The sequence below is a fragment of the Thermoanaerobacterium sp. CMT5567-10 genome (genome assembly GCF_030534315.2).
Classification (GTDB): Bacteria; Bacillota; Thermoanaerobacteria; order Thermoanaerobacterales; family Thermoanaerobacteraceae; genus Thermoanaerobacterium.
The window spans coordinates 1,562,780-1,580,000 of record NZ_CP130558.2 but is presented as its reverse complement, the minus strand read 5'-3'; the positions used below and the strand labels follow the sequence as shown (position 1 = coordinate 1,580,000).

At 34.7% G+C, this 17,221-nt stretch carries 19 protein-coding genes and 2 rRNA genes (1 of these 21 only partly in view); 16 read left to right on the top strand and 5 right to left on the bottom strand.

What is annotated here, in order from left to right:
• From Q2T46_RS08185 to Q2T46_RS08135, 11 genes are all read left to right on the top strand, one after another.
• A 23S ribosomal RNA gene (locus tag Q2T46_RS08185) occupies positions 1–954 on the top strand; it begins 1,921 nt to the left of the window's first position.
• 292 nt (positions 955–1,246) lie between these two features.
• Positions 1,247–1,355: ribosomal RNA gene (gene rrf, locus Q2T46_RS08180) — 5S ribosomal RNA — on the top strand.
• Between the two features lie 173 nt (positions 1,356–1,528).
• Positions 1,529–2,476 carry an ROK family protein gene (locus Q2T46_RS08175; RefSeq protein ID WP_303263407.1) on the top strand — a complete coding sequence of 316 codons (948 nt, stop codon included), beginning with the start codon at positions 1,529–1,531 and terminating at the stop codon, positions 2,474–2,476.
• A 10-nt stretch (positions 2,477–2,486) separates the two neighbouring features.
• Positions 2,487–3,047, top strand: coding sequence for a DNA-3-methyladenine glycosylase I (locus Q2T46_RS08170; protein WP_303263408.1), 561 nt, complete (start codon positions 2,487–2,489; stop codon positions 3,045–3,047).
• Positions 3,048–3,215: 168 nt separating this feature from the next.
• Positions 3,216–3,422, top strand: coding sequence for a sigma factor G inhibitor Gin (locus Q2T46_RS08165; protein WP_303263409.1), 207 nt, complete (start codon positions 3,216–3,218; stop codon positions 3,420–3,422).
• Between the two features lie 81 nt (positions 3,423–3,503).
• A complete protein-coding gene (locus Q2T46_RS08160) occupies positions 3,504–4,925 on the top strand; it encodes an aminotransferase class I/II-fold pyridoxal phosphate-dependent enzyme (RefSeq protein WP_303263410.1) in 1,422 nt (473 codons plus the stop codon).
• Entirely contained in the window at positions 4,925–5,542 is a 618-nt protein-coding gene (gene tmk / locus Q2T46_RS08155; RefSeq protein ID WP_303263411.1) for a dTMP kinase, read from the top strand. Before Q2T46_RS08160 ends, tmk begins: the two co-directional genes overlap by 1 nt.
• 12 nt (positions 5,543–5,554) lie before the next feature.
• Positions 5,555–5,884: a cyclic-di-AMP receptor gene (locus Q2T46_RS08150; RefSeq protein ID WP_209453954.1), complete on the top strand. Its 330-nt coding sequence runs from the start codon at positions 5,555–5,557 to the stop codon at positions 5,882–5,884.
• A 9-nt stretch (positions 5,885–5,893) separates the two neighbouring features.
• The gene (locus tag Q2T46_RS08145) at positions 5,894–6,337 is read left to right on the top strand and encodes a YaaR family protein (RefSeq protein WP_303263413.1); all 444 of its coding nucleotides are present in this window, start codon (positions 5,894–5,896) and stop codon (positions 6,335–6,337) included.
• 10 nt (positions 6,338–6,347) lie between these two features.
• Positions 6,348–7,310 (top strand): DNA polymerase III subunit delta', encoded by a 963-nt coding sequence (holB, locus tag Q2T46_RS08140; protein WP_303263414.1) that lies wholly within the window; start codon positions 6,348–6,350, stop codon positions 7,308–7,310.
• Positions 7,311–7,322: 12 nt separating this feature from the next.
• Positions 7,323–8,207, top strand: a complete 885-nt coding sequence (locus Q2T46_RS08135) for a stage 0 sporulation family protein (RefSeq protein WP_303263415.1) — start codon at positions 7,323–7,325, stop codon at positions 8,205–8,207.
• Positions 8,208–8,230: 23 nt separating this feature from the next.
• On the opposite strand, the gene Q2T46_RS08130 is transcribed toward Q2T46_RS08135, so the two are convergent.
• The 4 genes from Q2T46_RS08130 to Q2T46_RS08115 all read right to left on the bottom strand — a co-directional run bounded on the left by Q2T46_RS08130 (position 8,231) and on the right by Q2T46_RS08115 (position 12,937).
• Positions 8,231–8,566 (bottom strand): DUF1634 domain-containing protein, encoded by a 336-nt coding sequence (locus Q2T46_RS08130; protein ID WP_399388578.1) that lies wholly within the window; start codon positions 8,564–8,566, stop codon positions 8,231–8,233.
• Positions 8,567–8,607: 41 nt separating this feature from the next.
• Positions 8,608–9,441, bottom strand: a complete 834-nt coding sequence (locus Q2T46_RS08125) for a sulfite exporter TauE/SafE family protein (RefSeq protein ID WP_303263417.1) — start codon at positions 9,439–9,441, stop codon at positions 8,608–8,610.
• 11 nt (positions 9,442–9,452) lie between these two features.
• Positions 9,453–11,597, bottom strand: a complete 2,145-nt coding sequence (locus Q2T46_RS08120; protein ID WP_399388576.1) for a hypothetical protein — start codon at positions 11,595–11,597, stop codon at positions 9,453–9,455.
• 119 nt (positions 11,598–11,716) lie between these two features.
• Positions 11,717–12,937, bottom strand: coding sequence for an arginine deiminase (locus Q2T46_RS08115; protein WP_303263419.1), 1,221 nt, complete (start codon positions 12,935–12,937; stop codon positions 11,717–11,719).
• Positions 12,938–13,056: 119 nt separating this feature from the next.
• Between Q2T46_RS08115 and Q2T46_RS08110 the strand changes: the two genes are divergently transcribed.
• From Q2T46_RS08110 to Q2T46_RS08100, 3 genes are all read left to right on the top strand, one after another.
• A complete protein-coding gene (locus Q2T46_RS08110; RefSeq protein WP_303263420.1) occupies positions 13,057–13,803 on the top strand; it encodes a tRNA1(Val) (adenine(37)-N6)-methyltransferase in 747 nt (248 codons plus the stop codon).
• 1 nt (position 13,804) lies between these two features.
• Positions 13,805–14,620 carry a 16S rRNA (cytidine(1402)-2'-O)-methyltransferase gene (gene rsmI, locus Q2T46_RS08105; protein WP_303263421.1) on the top strand — a complete coding sequence of 272 codons (816 nt, stop codon included), beginning with the start codon at positions 13,805–13,807 and terminating at the stop codon, positions 14,618–14,620.
• A gap of 148 nt (positions 14,621–14,768) precedes the next feature.
• A complete protein-coding gene (locus Q2T46_RS08100) occupies positions 14,769–15,644 on the top strand; it encodes a cation diffusion facilitator family transporter (RefSeq protein ID WP_311062219.1) in 876 nt (291 codons plus the stop codon).
• Between the two features lie 39 nt (positions 15,645–15,683).
• Here the strand turns inward: Q2T46_RS08100 and Q2T46_RS08095 are convergent, their stop codons facing one another.
• Positions 15,684–15,932: an AbrB/MazE/SpoVT family DNA-binding domain-containing protein gene (locus Q2T46_RS08095; protein WP_013296657.1), complete on the bottom strand. Its 249-nt coding sequence runs from the start codon at positions 15,930–15,932 to the stop codon at positions 15,684–15,686.
• Between the two features lie 140 nt (positions 15,933–16,072).
• Between Q2T46_RS08095 and Q2T46_RS08090 the strand changes: the two genes are divergently transcribed.
• On the top strand, positions 16,073–16,657 hold the full coding sequence (locus Q2T46_RS08090; RefSeq protein WP_303263424.1) for a nucleoside recognition domain-containing protein: 585 nt from the start codon (positions 16,073–16,075) through the stop codon (positions 16,655–16,657).
• Positions 16,658–16,664: 7 nt separating this feature from the next.
• On the top strand, positions 16,665–17,186 hold the full coding sequence (locus Q2T46_RS08085; RefSeq protein WP_303263425.1) for a spore maturation protein: 522 nt from the start codon (positions 16,665–16,667) through the stop codon (positions 17,184–17,186).
• Positions 17,187–17,221: the final 35 nt, after the last annotated feature.

Here is a 17,221-nt window from a genome sequence, read left to right as displayed (position 1 = left end):
TCGGGTAAGTTCCGACCTGCACGAAAGGCGTAACGACTTGGGCGCTGTCTAGATGAGGGACCCGGTGAAATTGTAGTACTCGTGAAGATGCGAGTTACCCGCGACAGGACAGAAAGACCCCATGGAGCTTTACTGCAGCTTGTCACTGAATTTTAGTAATATCTGTACAGGATAGGTGGGAGGCAGAGAAATATGGGCGCCAGCCTATATGGAGCCGATGTTGGGATACCACCCTGATATTACCGAAATTCTAACATAGGAGCCGTAAGCCGGCATATGGACACTGACAGGCGGGCAGTTTGACTGGGGCGGTCGCCTCCCAAAAAGTAACGGAGGCGTCCAAAGGTTACCTCAGCGCGGAAGGAAATCGCGCGTAAGAGTGCAAAGGCAGAAGGTAGCCTAACTGCGAGAAAGACAATTCGAGCAGGGACGAAAGTCGGGCTTAGTGATCCGGCGGTAGAGAATGGGATTGCCGTCGCTCAACGGATAAAAGCTACCCTGGGGATAACAGGCTGATCTCCCCCAAGAGTCCACATCGACGGGGAGGTTTGGCACCTCGATGTCGGCTCATCGCATCCTGGGGCTGAAGTAGGTCCCAAGGGTTGGGCTGTTCGCCCATTAAAGCGGTACGCGAGCTGGGTTCAGAACGTCGTGAGACAGTTCGGTCCCTATCCGTCGCGGGCGTAGGAAATTTGAGAGGAACTGCCCTTAGTACGAGAGGACCGGGGTGGACAAACCGATGGTGTACCAGTTGCGTAGCCGTACGCACAGCTGGGTAGCCAAGTTTGGAAGGGATAAACGCTGAAAGCATCTAAGCGTGAAACCCACCTCAAGAAAAGATTTCCCATCCGAAAGGAGTAAGACACCTTGGAGAAGACGAGGTAGATAGGCCGGAGGTGTAAGAGTAGAAATACTTTAAGCTGACCGGTACTAATAAGTCGAGGACTTGACCTTAAGCATTGTGCAGTATTCAAAGTTCATTAAAGCATATATATGAAAAATATTATCACCGTTCGCAAATTGTGTTTTCTATATACTAACGGCTCACTACGTTAGTTCGGCTAAAGCCGTCTATGCGTTGTGACGGCTTTTAACGCCTCACTGCACTGCGTTCGCCGAGTATATAACGAAAACGCAATTAATAGTTCACTTGTGATAATATTTTTCAGGGAAATACTTATATAGAAAAGAATTAACAGAAAAGATTTTTTCCAAAATATGCAAAAGAATAAATGAACAAAAGATTTCCGGTGGCAATAGCGGAGGTTAAAAACCCGTTCCCATACCGAACACGGAAGTGAAGCCCTCCAGCGCCGATGGTACTGATTACTCGGAAGAGTAGGTCGCTGCCGGTAAAAATTTCATATATTAGCCCCCTAAGTAAAACTCCTTATCCAGGAGTTTTTTAATTTATGCGGAATTATATTTATTTACTATTGACAAATCAAACCTGCTATAAGAACATATAAATAGAAGAGCATAAGCAGCTAAATAAAAATTTGAGAATTTTGCTTTGGAGGCGATATTGATGAAAAAACTGGCCTGTGGTGTTGATCTTGGCGGTACAAAGATTAATACCGGTATAATGGATAGTGATGGTAACATATTGTACAATGTAAAGGTTCCAACGGAGGCTGATAGAGGTCCCCAACATGTAATAAACAACATAAAGAAGAGCATAATAGATTCATTAAAAAATACAAGACTGGAGATAGACCAGATTGCAGGTATTGGCATAGGCGCGCCTGGACCGTTAAATGCGGATAGCGGTGTTGTGGAATGTCCGCCTAATTTACCTGGATGGATTGATATTCATTTAGTCGACATCTTAAAACAAGAATTTAATACAGAAATCAAGCTTAATAATGATGCGAATGCTGCTGCACTTGCTGAGCATTTATTTGGAGCAGGGCAAGGTATAGATGATATGGTTTATGTAACTGTAAGCACAGGTATTGGCGGTGGTGCCATAATAGGGGGAAAATTGTATAATGGAGCAAACTCTAATGCAGCAGAGATTGGACACCATTCGATAAACTTTGATGGCCCTAGATGGTGCAACTGTGGCAATCCCGGATGCTTAGAGTCTTATGCTTCTGGTACATCGCTAGTTAAATTTGCTAAAAAATATATAGAATCAGGAAGAAATACCATTCTTAAAAACATACCAATGGATAAATTAAAGGCTGAGAATATTTTTGATGCAGCAAAATCAGGTGATGAATTAGCTTTGGAGCTTATAGAAAATGAAGCATTTTATTTAGGAGTAGGTATTGTAAATATAATGGCTTTTTATAATCCAAAGAGGATAATAATAGGTGGTGGCCTTTCAAGTCAATGGGATGTTTTATATGAAAAGATGATGAAGACAGTTAAAGATAGAGCATTGAAGCCAAACATAGAAATTTGCGATGTTGTCAAAGCAAAGCTTGGCGGAGATGTTGGACTTATTGGTGCAGCTGCACTTGTACTGTAAGGAGGATACAATGGAAAGATGTCCGTGGTGCCTCAAAGATGAACTATACATAAAGTACCATGATACGGAATGGGGCGTGCCTGTCCATGACGATAAAATTCACTTTGAGTTTTTGGTGCTGGAATCTGCCCAGGCGGGATTAAATTGGCTTACGATACTTAAAAAGAGAGATAATTATAGAAAAGCGTACGCTGATTTTGATCCACAAAAAGTTTCTTTGTTCGATGAGAAAAAGATATTAGAGCTTTTAAATGATAAAGGAATCATTAGAAACAGAAAAAAAATCGAATCATCAATTATAAATGCCAAAGCTTTTTTAAAGATTCAAAAAGAATACGGGAGTTTTGATAGTTATATTTGGAGTTTCACAGAAGGGAAACCTATCATTAATCATTGGAAAAGCATCGAAGAAATACCTTCTAAGACTCCATTATCTGATAAGATAAGTAATGATCTTAAAAAAAGAGGTTTTAAATTTGTAGGCTCAACGATAATATATTCTCATATGCAGGCTACAGGAATAGTAAATGATCACATTATATCCTGTTTTAGGTATAGAGGTTTATCATGAGATATGACAAAATGATTTATTAAAAAATACATGCAGGGCTTGGTGCAAAATGCATTGAGACCTGCCTTTTTTTATTCTCAAAATAATATAATGTTAATAAGAGAGCGTATAGATACTGGTTGTAATGGAAATAATTATAATAGAATATTATGAAAGATGGTGTAGCATATGGAAAGCATGTTAAAAACTAAAAAGTGCTTTATATGCAATCATGAAAAGACGGATGGTATTGAGGTATTAGGAAAATTTTTATGCAATGACTGTCAGAAGATTATCGTTGACATGTCGCCCGATGATGTTGAATATGAATATTACAGAAAAAAAATGATAGATATCTGGCGAAACTATACAAAGGATGTTGAATATGAGGACTGATAGTGGCATGTCCTCATATTTTTTTATAGTAATAGTTAGGTTTGTATGGTATTATATATTTATGATACTTGAAAAAAGGTGATGAAATTGACAGCACCATTATATGAAGCGCTATTAAAGTATGTAGAAGATGGTACTATACCATATCATATGCCAGGTCATAAAGAAGGTAGAATTATTTCCCGGAAATATATAGAGAATTTTGCCAAAATAGATTTGACGGAAGTTCCCGGCACAGATAATCTGCATGACCCTCAAGGACCAATTTTGGAGGCTGAAAAACTTGCAGCTAAAGCATTTGGCGCAAAGATGTCTTTTTTTCTCGTGAACGGCACCACATGTGGAATATATGCTGCAATGTCTGCCGTATTAAACGATGGTGATGCAGTGCTTATTCAAAGAAATTCACACAAATCTGTATACAATGGTTTAATACTTACAGGCGCTACGCCGATATATTTAACCCCATTGATTGATTATGAAGATGGGATAGCAATGGGAGTATCTGTTGATGAACTTGAAGGTCTTTTTAAAGATAATAAAGACATAAAAGCGGTTTTGATTACATATCCAAATTATTATGGATTTTGTGTTGATATTAAAAAAATAGTAGACATAGTACATAAGTACAATAAGATTTTAATTGTCGATGAAGCACATGGTGCACACTTTGCATTTTCAGACAGGTTGCCATTACCAGCATCTAAAGCTGGTGCTGATATTGTTGTTGAAAGCATTCACAAGACTTTACCCGCCTTTACGCAAAGTTCAATATTGCATGTGAATACAGATAGAGTTGACGTTGATAGATTAAAATTTTATTTAAGTCTTTATCAATCTACATCACCATCATATATTTTAATGACATCAATTGACTTGGCTAGAGATTTTATGGAAAGAGAAGGCAAAGATAGACTAGATAAATGCGTAAATTTATCAATAGATGCTCGAAATAAATTAAATGCAATTGAAGGCGTAAAGTGTATAGGAGATGACGTTGTAGGCAAGTATGGAATTAATGATTATGATACAACAAAACTTACCATAAGTATAAAAGGCCTCGGGATATTAGGAAGTGAAGCAGAAAGGATATTGCGGGAAAATTTCAATATTCAAATGGAGATGTCTGATTTATACAATATACTGGCAATAATGACTGTTGCAGATGGTGAAAAGGAGTTTGACGAATTAGTAAAATCGGTTGAAGGACTTTTAAAATACAAAAAGAATCAAGAAATTAGACTTATTGACTATTATCCTGATGTACCAGAGATGAAAATGAAACCTTCAGAAGCAGTTAAAAAACCTTATACACTTCTAAAAATAGATGATGCAGTAGATTCAGTTTCTTTGGACCATGTTATTCCATATCCGCCAGGTGTGCCTCTTATATGTCCGGGTGAAATCATAAAAAAAGATATGGTACAATATATAAAATTACTATATAATATAGGTATAAAGATTGTAGGTATTGATAATTTAAATATACGGGTGTTTAAATAATGTACAAAGGAAAACTTATTGCATTTGAAGGTATCGACGGTAGCGGAAAGACGACACAAATCAATCTACTGAAAAAATATCTTTTAAGCATTGGACGGGATATTGTAGTATTGAGAGAACCTGGCGGCACTAATGTAGGTGAGAAAATCAGAAATATACTCCTTGATAAAAAAAATAAGATAGTTCCTACTGCAGAAGCTCTTTTATATGCAGCATCAAGGGCAGAATTAGTAAATGAAGTGATAATACCATCTTTAAATAATGGAAAGATTGTTATATTAGATAGGTTTGTTGACAGTTCTATAGTATATCAAGGATATGCAAGGGGCATTGGTGTAAAAGCCGTTGAGGAGATAAATAATATCGCTATAGCTGGTCTTGTACCAGATTTGACTATATACTTGGATATAAAGCCCAAAGACACTATAAAGCGAATTGATAGAAGGAAAGACAAAGACCGCCTTGAGATGGAAGATTTGGAATTTCATGAGAAGGTTTATGAAGGGTATAAACAATTGATAAAATCAAGGCCGGATAGATATTTAGTTATAGATGCCACACATGACATTGATTATATACAGAAAAGCATCGTTAAAGAAATAAGTAAAATCATATAAGGAGGGGAAAAAATGAAACTGATTTTTGCTATAGTACAGGACGAGGACGTAAGGCGGCTAATGGATGGACTGACAGAGAAAGGTTTTAGCTTTACGAGGGTTGCTTCTACAGGTGGTTTTTTAAGGTCTGGCAATACAACACTGATGATAGGTGTTGAAGACGAAAAACTCGATGATGCCATTGAAGTAATAGAGAAAAAATGTAAGACGAGAGATAGAATTATTACTTCTCCGACTCCAATGGGTGGTGCAACAGATATTTTTATTCCACAGCCTGTTGAGGTTTCAATTGGAGGAGCTACGGTTTTTGTCATCGATGTTGAAAAATTTTTTAGGATATAGGTGTTTTGTATGAAAATACAAGAGATAAATTCCAACAAAATAACGGCGGGATATACCAAAGATGACATAAGTAGCAGAACTTCTGCTTTAAAGTTTGAAGATGTTTTTGACAGTGAAATAAGTAAAGTAAATGACAGTATTATAAATAAAATGTTAAATGAGATTGATGATGCTGCCGAAAAATTAAAAGAAAATTTAAACTTGGATAATTTGTTAATTTACAAGAAAAAAGTTAAAGAATTTTTGCAAAGCTCCATAAATGGCATGTTCCAAAGAAATAAGAGAGAATCCATCAGTTTAAATGGACGAAAGAAGATTTATACTATTGTAGACAAAGTGAATGAGAAGCTTGAAATGATGACGAAAGAGTTTATAGAGGGAAACAAAAAGAACATTGATCTTTTAAGTGCTATTGAGGAAATTAGAGGATTGTTGGTAGATATATATTCGTAGGTGAATTTTGATGTTTGAAATATATGGGCATAAAAATATTCTGGCGTTATTTAACAAAATTGTAAGTTCTCAAAAGATAGGAAACGCCTATCTCTTTATTGGAGAAAGTGGTTTTGGAAAAGAATTTATGGCAAAATATTTTGCTATGATGATAAACTGTAAAAATGGTTCTAAACCTTGTTTAAGTTGTCCTTCATGTATTCAAATGATATCAGGTAATCATCCTGATATTTTCTTTATAGAGCCTGATGGAATTTCAATAAAAGTTGAGACATTAAGAAATGTCGTAATAAACAATGCTTATGTGAAACCATACAACTCTTATAAGAAGATTTTTATAATAAAAGAAGCTGAAAAAATGACAGAGCAAGCTCAAAACAGTATACTTAAAACACTAGAGGAACCTCCTGAATATGGACTTTTCATTTTAACATCGTCCAAGATGGAAGGCCTTTTACCTACAATTGTGTCAAGGTGTGAAATAATAAGGTTTACTAGAGAGACAGACGATGTGATAGAAGATTATCTTATAAATGAAAAAAAAATTGACATAAGTAAAGCTAAAAAAATAGCTTCAATTGCCAATGGCAATTACGGAAAGGCAAATCTGTTGATTGATGAAGGTTATTCTAAAGTAAGGTCGGAATTGGGAGATATTTTATACAATGTGATTAACCAAGACAAGGCATTGAGACTTGAAAGTTTTAAATTTTTTGATGAGAACAGAGAAATGATAGGTGATATAATCGATATAATGTTTTCCTATTTGAGGGATTTGATGATATTAAAATTATTGGGCAGCGAAGAATGCATTATAAACAAAGATATGTCTGATAAATTAAGAATGTTGTCAACCAATTTGACAGGATTTAAGCTAAATAATATAATTAATGAGATAGAACAGCTTGCTTTTAATCTTAAGTCAAATGTAAATTATCAATTAGCTATTGAAAAATTTCTCTTAAATATTTAGGAGGTTTTAATTTTGTATACAGTTGTAGGAATTCGGTTTAAAAAAGCCGGTAAAATATATTATTTTGATCCAGGTGATTTGCCTGTAAATGTGGGGGATAATGTTATTGTTGAGACAGCCAGAGGAATAGAATTTGGAGAAGTTGTCGTTGGAAAACGACAGGTTGATGATGACGAAATAATAGCTCCGCTGAAAATGGTACTGAGAATTGCAACAGATGAGGATTTAAAACACTATAAAGAGAACAAGGCTTGCGAAGCAGAGGCTTTTGGTGTCTGCATGGACATGATAAATGAGCACAATCTGGATATGAAATTGATCGATGTTGAATACACATTTGACAACAACAAAATAATATTTTATTTTACTGCTGATGGCAGAATAGATTTTAGAGACCTTGTAAAAGATCTTGCTGCGGTATTTAAGACGAGAATTGAGCTTAGGCAAATAGGTGTAAGAGATGAATCTAAGATTGTGGGTGGCCTTGGACCGTGCGGTAGACCTTTATGCTGTGTAACTTTTTTAGGCGATTTTGAGCCTGTTTCGATTAAAATGGCAAAAGACCAAAACTTGTCATTGAATCCTACGAAAATATCAGGTTTGTGTGGCAGGTTAATGTGCTGTTTAAAATATGAACAGGATACTTATGAGGAAGTGAGATCTGAACTGCCTTCTGTAGGAAGCCTTATAAAAGTCGATGACAAAGAAATGAGGATAACGGAAGTCGATGTTGTAAGAAAAAAGCTTAAAGTCAAGATGAAAAATGCAGAAGGTATAGAGATAACAAAAGAATACGATCCTGAAGATGTGATTGTGATAGAAGACAGTAAAGAAAATAAAAAAGATGAAATTTCTGAGATTTACAATGAAATATTAGGCGATGATTTCATCGGATAAAAAAGAGAGTCAACCTCTCTTTTTTATTCAACTTTACCCAACAGAAAGCTGAATATTAAGATGATGAAGACTGCTGATGTTATATATACATACATGTAGTCTTTTTCTTGAAAAAATGTGATGATGGACACACCGACTCGAAATACGGGAGTCAGTATAAGAACTAAAAGCCCTGTCATAATTATTGCATATGGTTTTAAGGATATTAACCCTTTAATTATTGCCCCTACAGATGTAGGATATGTATTTGCTGGATAGCCACTACTTTTTGTTGCAAAAAATAGAATTAAACCTATGAGAATGATTAGCGCACTTAATAAAACTCCTGTTCTTAAAGTTTTGCTTATTATAATCTCCATATTTTCTATTTTTTCATTTTGATTTTTTTTGTCCTCCACAGCTATACCCCCAATCCTTTTAAAAGCATTTCAATGGAAACATAGGCTAAAACAGGTATAAATATCTTTCTTATAGTTGTGCTTTTCATATTTGTCATGATTTTCGTGCCAAATGTTGCACCTATTAACACACCTAGTGCAACAGGACCTGCAATTTTTGGATCTATGTTGCCTCTTACAAGGTATACTCCAGCACTGGCAGCGGCAGTAACGCCAATCATAAAATTGCTGGTGGCAGTTGATACCTTCATGGGAAGTCTCATAAATAGATCCATTGCCATTACTTTAAAGATGCCGCTTCCTATGCCTAATAATCCAGATATTACACCTGCTATGTACATCATGCCAAACCCTTTGTTTACACCAGTGACGTTGTACTTTATTTCCTTTTTAAGAACTTTGTCGTAGTAAGAACCTTCAAGCTTTAACTTTTTTGCGATGGGCTGGGAGACTACTCCTTCAGGGAGCTCTTCATTTCGCTTTTTTAACATTGTAAATGCAGAATATAAAAGAAGAAGGCCGAAAATGATGTATAAATATTTTGAGCTTATTAAGCCGGCAATATATGCTCCTGTGAGAGCACCTGTAGTCGTTGCAATTTCTAGAAACATGCCTATTCTCATATTTGTTATTTTGTCTTTGACATATGTTACGGCAGCACCGCTGGAAGTCGCTATTACAGAAACGATGCTAGCGCCTATTGCGTATTTTATATTTACTCCTAAAAGCAGCGTAAGCATTGGTATTACTATTATGCCGCCGCCTAATCCAAGAAGGGATCCAAAGACTCCAGCCACAATTGATATGAGAAGTATAATTAAAGATGTCAATATCACTTTATCATCTCCTAAATTTCATTTTGTTTTATTTCTCTTTCTAACATTATCAATATAGGAGGAAATGCATATATGCACATTGTAGATGCGGCTACTATACCAGCATCATTAAATGCTAAAGCGAAAAGCATTCCTACAATACTGCCGAAAAAACCGTAGTAGATGTATTTATTTTTCTTAAATATGCTCTTAAGTATTCCTGTAGGCTTATATGACAGGATAAACAAGCTTATTATTGTTATGATTAAAACCCAAGACCATATGGTATATCTTATTAATGTCAGTTCCATATTTAATTTGCGGGCGAATATCTTGTACAGTGCTGTTATTCCTTCATTTTTTACAATCAATGCTGTTTGTGCCATGTGGGTGATGGTGCACATAAACATGGATGCTATGAACATGAGGGTCAAAAGTACAATCATAATAAGAGACAATAATAATAGATTTTTAAAATTGATTTTAATCTCTGACATAAGCAAAAGCGTTACGCCAAATGCCATAAAACCTGTTATAAAACCGCCTATCTTTGCTCCGTACTGTGGAAGTATCATCAACATAAATACTAAGGCGAAAAACAAAACACCTAATAATTTATTAGCTCTGTTGTCGTATTTTTGAATAAATGTCATAACACCCATTATGGTGGATCCTATTAATACGCCCATGTATTCATTCCCTATACCGTAAAATCTTGCACCTGCAATAACGTCATATCCTAATATAGAGCCCTTCATAAGGTGTGCACCTGTAAAAATATCTGCTGCAATAATTATGGCAGTCAAAAGGCTTATGACTATCAGCATATTGAATTCATCTTTTACAACCAATTTAATGAGAAGCAATAAAAGTGTTGTTATTACAATTAAAACAATAATGCTGGAATAAATGGACAAGGGGCTAAAAAGCGATAAAATCAAGAGAGACAAAGGAACAATCATTACACCTAGTACTATTGGTTTTAAGTATTTTAAATATCCAATCTTTAAAAATAATGTAATCAGATAAAGTATTAAAATTATAATGAGAAAAATTACATAACTTTTAAGGACGATAGGCCGTGCTGTGTAAATAGACACGACTTTACTGTTTAAATTTTCCAGATAGTTTACTTTGTCGTGAGCTTTTATATTTGTTATTGGATGACCTAGCATTTCAACAGGTGGTTTAATATTAAAATAGCTGAGAATCGTTGGTGCCAAATCTATATTTGTTATTATGCCATCCCTTTTTGTGGTCAAAGACGTTGTAAGGCCATTATATCCATGACCATAGATAATTATAGGTGCCAATAGATTGCTGGAGGATATGGCGCTTTTGGAAGGACATGGTGTTGCAACTATAAGCAAATCTTTTGAAGTATCTATGTTTTCTAATAATTTACCTATAAAATTGTCTGCATTGATGATGGCGTATTTTTTATATTTTGATGCAATTTCACTTGAAACATTAGTTGAATAACTGTCGACTCTTGAAGTATCGCCTGTGTCTATTACAAAAAATCCTCCATTTTTTTCATACTCTTTAAAATAATCGAGAATTTTGTTGTAATCAGTCCTCATAAAATATGGACTGTTTTTGTCGTACATTAATATATTTTCACTGACGTCACCAAAAGCTGTACCTTTTTCATCCATTGCGATGAGAGCACCATACCTTCTATACGTAATGGAATTGTCTGATGCAATGTCAGAATTCCCAAATACATACGTAGGTATGTTGTTGTCCTTTAATAATTGCCCTAAAAGGCCGGGTGTTATCTTATAATCGGCACTTTCGCTGCTGCTGATAAGATTTGATATGCCTATATTTACAATATTATTATTGCCATAGTCATTTCTTGTGTTAAGCTTGTAAATTTCGCCTGCATTTCCAAAAGTATAATTTTCATTTACATTAAGATTTATTGCGCTAATACCATGAGCACTGGCTCTGGTTCCTGTTCCGAATGTTAAATATCCAGATGCGTCAACATAACCGTCAGCATTTCTTACATTCATAAGTCCAACTGTGCCGTTATTGATTAGCTTCTCTATGTTTTTTGCATCATACTTTATATAATCGTTAAGGCTTACTCTATCGATTATGACAAGAACAACTTTTTTATTACTGTTTGTAGCTGCATAATCTCTTTGAGGCATTAAAGTAAAAGACATTAATAAGAGCAATAAAGCAATAATAACCCTTTTCAAATAAAACACACCCTCTATAGTATTTTTACTTATAATTATATAATACAAATATTAAGAAATTATTAAAAAGAGGGTTAAGCCCCCTAATCTCTTATTAGCGGCATACTCATACATCTTGGACCGCCTCTACCTCTTGACAGTTCAGAGCCTTCTATCCCGATGACTTCAATGCCTTCTTTCTCCATTATTTTATTAGATGATTCATTTCGAGAATATGTTATGACTTTGCCAGGTGCTATAGCAAGCGTATTTGTGCTGTCGCTCCATTGTTCCCTTGCTGATGTTATTGTATTTAGACCGCCTGTTGGTATTATCTCTATATTGCTTAGATTAAGTGCTGATTTTAATGCATCCTGAAGATCTTTTTCCTTTTTTATTGAAAAACCTTTATCCTCTTTTATTATGCTGAACACTCTTAAATCCCTTTTTATCCCGGGATAAAATACGAATCTTTCTTTGTCTACCATTGTAAATACTGTATCAAGGTGCATATAAGACCTGTTGATAGGTATTTGTACCACAAGGATATGTTCAACAGTTGATCCACCTTCAAAAAGATTGCGTGCTAGCTGCTCTATAGCCTGTGGTGTTGTCCTCTCACCGCAACCTATTGCAATTACTTTATCACTTAATATCAGCACATCTCCACCTTCTAGAGAATGAAAATACGTGTTGTCGTACCAACATGGAATATTGTTTCTCTTAAATATATCGTGATTTTTGTATATATATTTTAATATAAGAGTCTCCGGTCTTCTTGCAGCTGTTTTCATAGAGCTTATCATGAGGCCTCCATCTATCATTGCACCCGGATCCCTTGTAAAATACATGTTTGGGAGAGGTTTAATATAAAAATAGTGATCTTCATAGATGAATTCTGCCAGTCCCATTGGCACGACACTATCAATATCTCCCTTTTCAAGGCCGCTAATGGCTATTTCTGCAATATCGTCATAGCTTATATCCATAAGGTAATCTTTTAAATAATTTTTTGACTCAAGATATGTGATGCCATTTATCTTGAGAAGATCAACAATAAATTGTTCTTTTATATTCTCATCTTTTAATACATCTTTTAAGAGATCTTTAATATAAAACACAGTTATACCATTATCTCTTAATACTTTTGCAAACTCATCATGTTCTTCTTGTATCTTTCTAACCCATGGAATATCATCAAAAAGCAGTTCTGATAGATTTTGAGGAGTAAGCCTTTCTAATTCTTTTCCGGGCTTGTGCAAAATAACTGCTTTTAAATTTCCTATTTCTGATGATACGTGAGGTACTAACAATGGGTGCGTCACCAGCACATTCCTCCCTATGTATAAACTCTTTATATAGTATACTTTGCTTATATCCATTTTTCAATACAATTTATATTAATTTATCAATATGGTAAAATTATTTGTAATGAGGTGGGAATATGCTAAAGAATGGTGAAAGAATTGATGATTTAAATTTAAATGGACTTAAAATTATTCAGCATGAATATAAATTCAAATTTGGAATGGATGCAGTATTGCTTTCAAATTTTGTATACACTAAAAGAGGAGATAAAATTATCGATTTAGGTTGTGGTACTGGAATTATACCTATCTTAATTGCTGGAAAGTCTAGGGATACACATATTATAGGTGTGGAAATACAAGGTGATGTTGCAAACATTGCATTGAGAAACGTGGAACTTAATAATTTTACAGACAGAATAGAAATAATAAATGATGATATACGAAATATTGTGGATAAGTTAGGTGTTGAAAAATATGATATAGTGACAACAAATCCACCTTATATGCCACATAAGACGGGATTTGATAAAAGCAATGAAAGTGAGAACATCTCAAGATACGAGATAAATGGCGGATTGCAGGATTTTGTCAAAGTAGCATCTAAGCTTTTGAAATTCGGTGGAAAGTTTTTTATGGTACATAGGGTGGATAGACTTGTGGATATTGTTTATAATTTAAGGATTTGCAATCTCGAGCCTAAAAAAATTAGATTTGTACATCCATATGTTGAAGAAAAACCAAATTTAGTATTGGTTGAAGCTAAAAAAGGTGCAAAAAGTGGTGTTATCATAATGAAGCCTTTGTACATTTATAATAGGGAAGGAAAATACACTGACGAGCTTTTAAGCATATATGGCAAAACTACAATAGAGGAGGAATAAAATGTCTGGAAATCTATTTTTATGTCCGACTCCAATAGGCAATCTTGAAGATATAACATTAAGGGTTTTAAGGATACTTAAGGAAGTAGATATTATTGCTGCAGAGGATACAAGGCAAACTATGAAACTTTTAAATTACTATGATATAAAAAAAACAGTTGTAAGCTATCACGAACATAACAAGGTTTCAAGTGGATTAAAGCTTATTGACGAGTTAAAGTCCGGGAAAAACATAGCATTAGTTACAGATGCAGGTACACCCGGCATATCTGACCCTGGGGAAGACCTTGTGAAGCTTTGCATAAATGAAAAAATAAATGTAATATCGCTTCCAGGTGCAACGGCTATAACGACAGCACTTGTAGGTTCTGGACTTGACACTAAGAAATTTGTCTTTTTAGGCTTTTTACCTACTAAAAAAAGTGATAGAGAAAATGCTATGAAGGAAATATCAAGAGAAAAGAAAACAGTTATCATTTATGAAGCACCTCATAGAATAATTTCTACATTAAATGAAATTAAATCGTGCATAGGTGGTAGAAAGATAGTAATAGCGCGGGAGCTTACAAAAGTGCACGAGGAGTATTTGAGAGGAACTGTGGAGGAAGTTTTATGTAAAATAGGTGAAGGGGTAAAAGGAGAATTGGTAGTTTTAATTGAAGGTGCAAAAGATGAGATTTCGCTGGAACCTAATGAGCTTCTGCAAAAATACCTTCAGTGTGGTATGGACAAAAAAGAAGCGATTAAATTGACGGCAAAGCAATTAAAAATACCAAAAAGTGAAATTTATAAACTTACATTAAAGGAAGACAGATAATTCGATTCTGTTTCTCAATATCAATTGATAATGATAATCAATAATTTCAAAAATAAAAAATTCTAATTGTGTTGCATATTTTTAAGTTTAAGCATATAATATGTATTATATTAAATATTATCAATTGATATAAAAAGGCGGTTTTATGATGAATTCATTTAAAAAGGTTAAACAAGTTTTAATACTTATTTTGGCATTAAATATAATTGTGGCATTAGCTAAACTTTTATACGGTATGTACATTAAAAGTGCTAGTATGGTGGCTGACGGATATCATTCTCTATCAGATAGCTCAGGCAATATAGTAGGGCTTGTGGGTATTTACCTTGCATCAAAACCAGAAGATGAAGAGCATCCCTATGGGCATAAAAAGTTTGAGACATTTTCGTCCATTTTTATATCTGTAATGCTGTTTGTGGTCAGCTACAACATACTAAAAGAAGCCTACAGCCGATTTTTAAATCCTGTTATTCCAAAGATTACTTTAGATAGCTTCATAATAATGATTGCAACACTCTTGGTAAATATATTTGTTTTTACTTACGAGTACAGGCAAGGTGTTAAGCTAAAAAGTGATATACTTGTGTCAGATTCGCTTCACACTAAAAGTGATATTTATGTATCTGTGTCTGTGCTTATAACGCTTATAGCATTAAAGCTTGGAATCTCGCCTTACATCGATCCTATCATTTCTGTAATTATATCAATCTTCATTATAAAAGCCGGTATAGAAATAATAAAGCACAGTTCTGACATTTTGTGCGATAGAGTGGTGGTAGATTCGAAGAGAATTCATGACATTGCTGTAAGTGTAAAAGGTGTTTTGTCTTGTCATCAAATAAGAAGTAGAGGACGAGAAGATGATATAAATATAGATCTCCATATCATGGTAGATCCCAGTGAAAACATAATTGATGCTCACGATATAGCCAGTCAGTTGGAAGAAAGGCTTAAAAATGAGATACCTGGTGTTACAGAAGTTATTGTCCATATGGAGCCCTACAACAAGAATGAAATAGAATAAAAAAATAATAGAAGGTAAACTTCTATTATTTTTTTATTCTTATTCGCTTTTTTTAATGTCATCAAGACAGTTTTTGCAGATGTTTTTACCTTTGTAATTAACGACGTTTTCTGCATTGCCACAAAAAATGCATGCAGGCTCATATTTTTTAAGTACAATCTGCTCACCATCTACATAAATTTCGAGAGCGTCTCTTTCGGCTATATTCAGTGTCCTTCTAAGCTCGATAGGAATGACGACTCTTCCCAGTTCATCAACTTTTCGAACTATTCCTGTAGATTTCAACATTACTCTCCCCTCCTAAAGCTACAAAATTCGACAAATTCTTTGCATATCTAATAATACCAAGTTTTGCAAAATAAGTCAATACTTTAATGGCATTTTTTTTAAAAATTAACATAAATTTTTATAGAATGGAGGAGATACAATTGATAAATTATATTTGGTTTTTTATGATAGGAATTGGCGTAGTAGTAGGTATAATAAACGGCAGGATCGGTGATGTGTCGAAAGCCATTATCGATTCGTCTGAGGCAGCTGTTACTATATCTATCGGATTAATAGGTATAATGTCTTTATGGCTCGGCATCATGCAGATTGCTGAAAAATCAGGTCTTATGGAAGTGTTGTCAAAGCTGCTGAAACCTGCAATTATAAAACTCTTTCCGGAAGTGCCTGAAGATCATCCTGCGATTGGTGCCATGATTATGAATATATCGGCCAACATGCTGGGTTTAGGTAATGCAGCTACACCTTTTGGCATAAAGGCTATGGAGTATCTTCAAGAATTAAATAATCGAGATGTTGCATCAAATTCCATGTGTACATTTCTTGTTATAAATACTGCATCAGTTCAACTGCTTCCTGCTGTCATGATAGGTTTAAGGGCATCTTTAGGTGCTAAGAATCCGGCAGACTTTGTTGTTGTAGGTCTTCTTTCTAGTATTACCGCCTTGATTGCTGGAATCATAGTTGTAAAGGTATTGGAAAAATCACCACTTTTTAAGGAGTGATTATTTTATGTTGAAAGTAATATCAGAGTTTATTATACCGTCTATTTTGTTGATAATTCCATTGTATGGGCTAATAAAACATGTTAAAGTATATGAAGTGTTTGTTGATGGTGCAAAGGATGGAATCAATACGATGGTAAAAATATTTCCGGCCTTGCTGGCAATGCTGGTGGCTGTCGGTGTTTTAAGGTCGTCAGGCACATTAGACGCACTTGCAAAGCTTATTGAACCTTTTACATCAAAAATAGGGATGCCATCAGATGTTGTACCACTGGCTCTTATAAGGCCTCTTTCAGGAAGTGGTTCATTAGGCATAGCTACTGAATTAATCAAGTCAAAAGGTCCTGATTCTTTTATAGCGAAACTTGCTTCTGTTATGTATGGTTCAACGGAGACAACTTTTTACGTTTTGGCAGTTTATTTTGGTTCTGTAGGTGTAAAAAAAATGAGGCATTCAATAATAGCAGGAATTGCAGCAGATATAGTTGCTATACTTTCATCAGTTTTTTACAGTAGACTGTTTTTTTAGCTTGTTTACTTTTAAAAATTTGATATACTAGAGAT

Coding starts and splice junctions, on each gene's coding strand:
- Q2T46_RS08175 (WP_303263407.1), top strand. CDS start 1,529: ATGAAAAAACTGGCCTGTGGTGTTGATCTTGGCGGTACAAAGATTAAT.
- Q2T46_RS08170 (WP_303263408.1), top strand. CDS start 2,487: ATGGAAAGATGTCCGTGGTGCCTCAAAGATGAACTATACATAAAGTAC.
- Q2T46_RS08165 (WP_303263409.1), top strand. CDS start 3,216: ATGGAAAGCATGTTAAAAACTAAAAAGTGCTTTATATGCAATCATGAA.
- Q2T46_RS08160 (WP_303263410.1), top strand. CDS start 3,504: ATGAAATTGACAGCACCATTATATGAAGCGCTATTAAAGTATGTAGAA.
- tmk (WP_303263411.1), top strand. CDS start 4,925: ATGTACAAAGGAAAACTTATTGCATTTGAAGGTATCGACGGTAGCGGA.
- Q2T46_RS08150 (WP_209453954.1), top strand. CDS start 5,555: ATGAAACTGATTTTTGCTATAGTACAGGACGAGGACGTAAGGCGGCTA.
- Q2T46_RS08145 (WP_303263413.1), top strand. CDS start 5,894: ATGAAAATACAAGAGATAAATTCCAACAAAATAACGGCGGGATATACC.
- holB (WP_303263414.1), top strand. CDS start 6,348: ATGTTTGAAATATATGGGCATAAAAATATTCTGGCGTTATTTAACAAA.
- Q2T46_RS08130 (WP_399388578.1), bottom strand. CDS start 8,566: ATGGAGATTATAATAAGCAAAACTTTAAGAACAGGAGTTTTATTAAGT.
- Q2T46_RS08120 (WP_399388576.1), bottom strand. CDS start 11,597: ATGTCTTTTACTTTAATGCCTCAAAGAGATTATGCAGCTACAAACAGT.
- Q2T46_RS08110 (WP_303263420.1), top strand. CDS start 13,057: ATGCTAAAGAATGGTGAAAGAATTGATGATTTAAATTTAAATGGACTT.
- rsmI (WP_303263421.1), top strand. CDS start 13,805: ATGTCTGGAAATCTATTTTTATGTCCGACTCCAATAGGCAATCTTGAA.
- Q2T46_RS08100 (WP_311062219.1), top strand. CDS start 14,769: ATGAATTCATTTAAAAAGGTTAAACAAGTTTTAATACTTATTTTGGCA.
- Q2T46_RS08095 (WP_013296657.1), bottom strand. CDS start 15,932: ATGTTGAAATCTACAGGAATAGTTCGAAAAGTTGATGAACTGGGAAGA.
- Q2T46_RS08085 (WP_303263425.1), top strand. CDS start 16,665: ATGTTGAAAGTAATATCAGAGTTTATTATACCGTCTATTTTGTTGATA.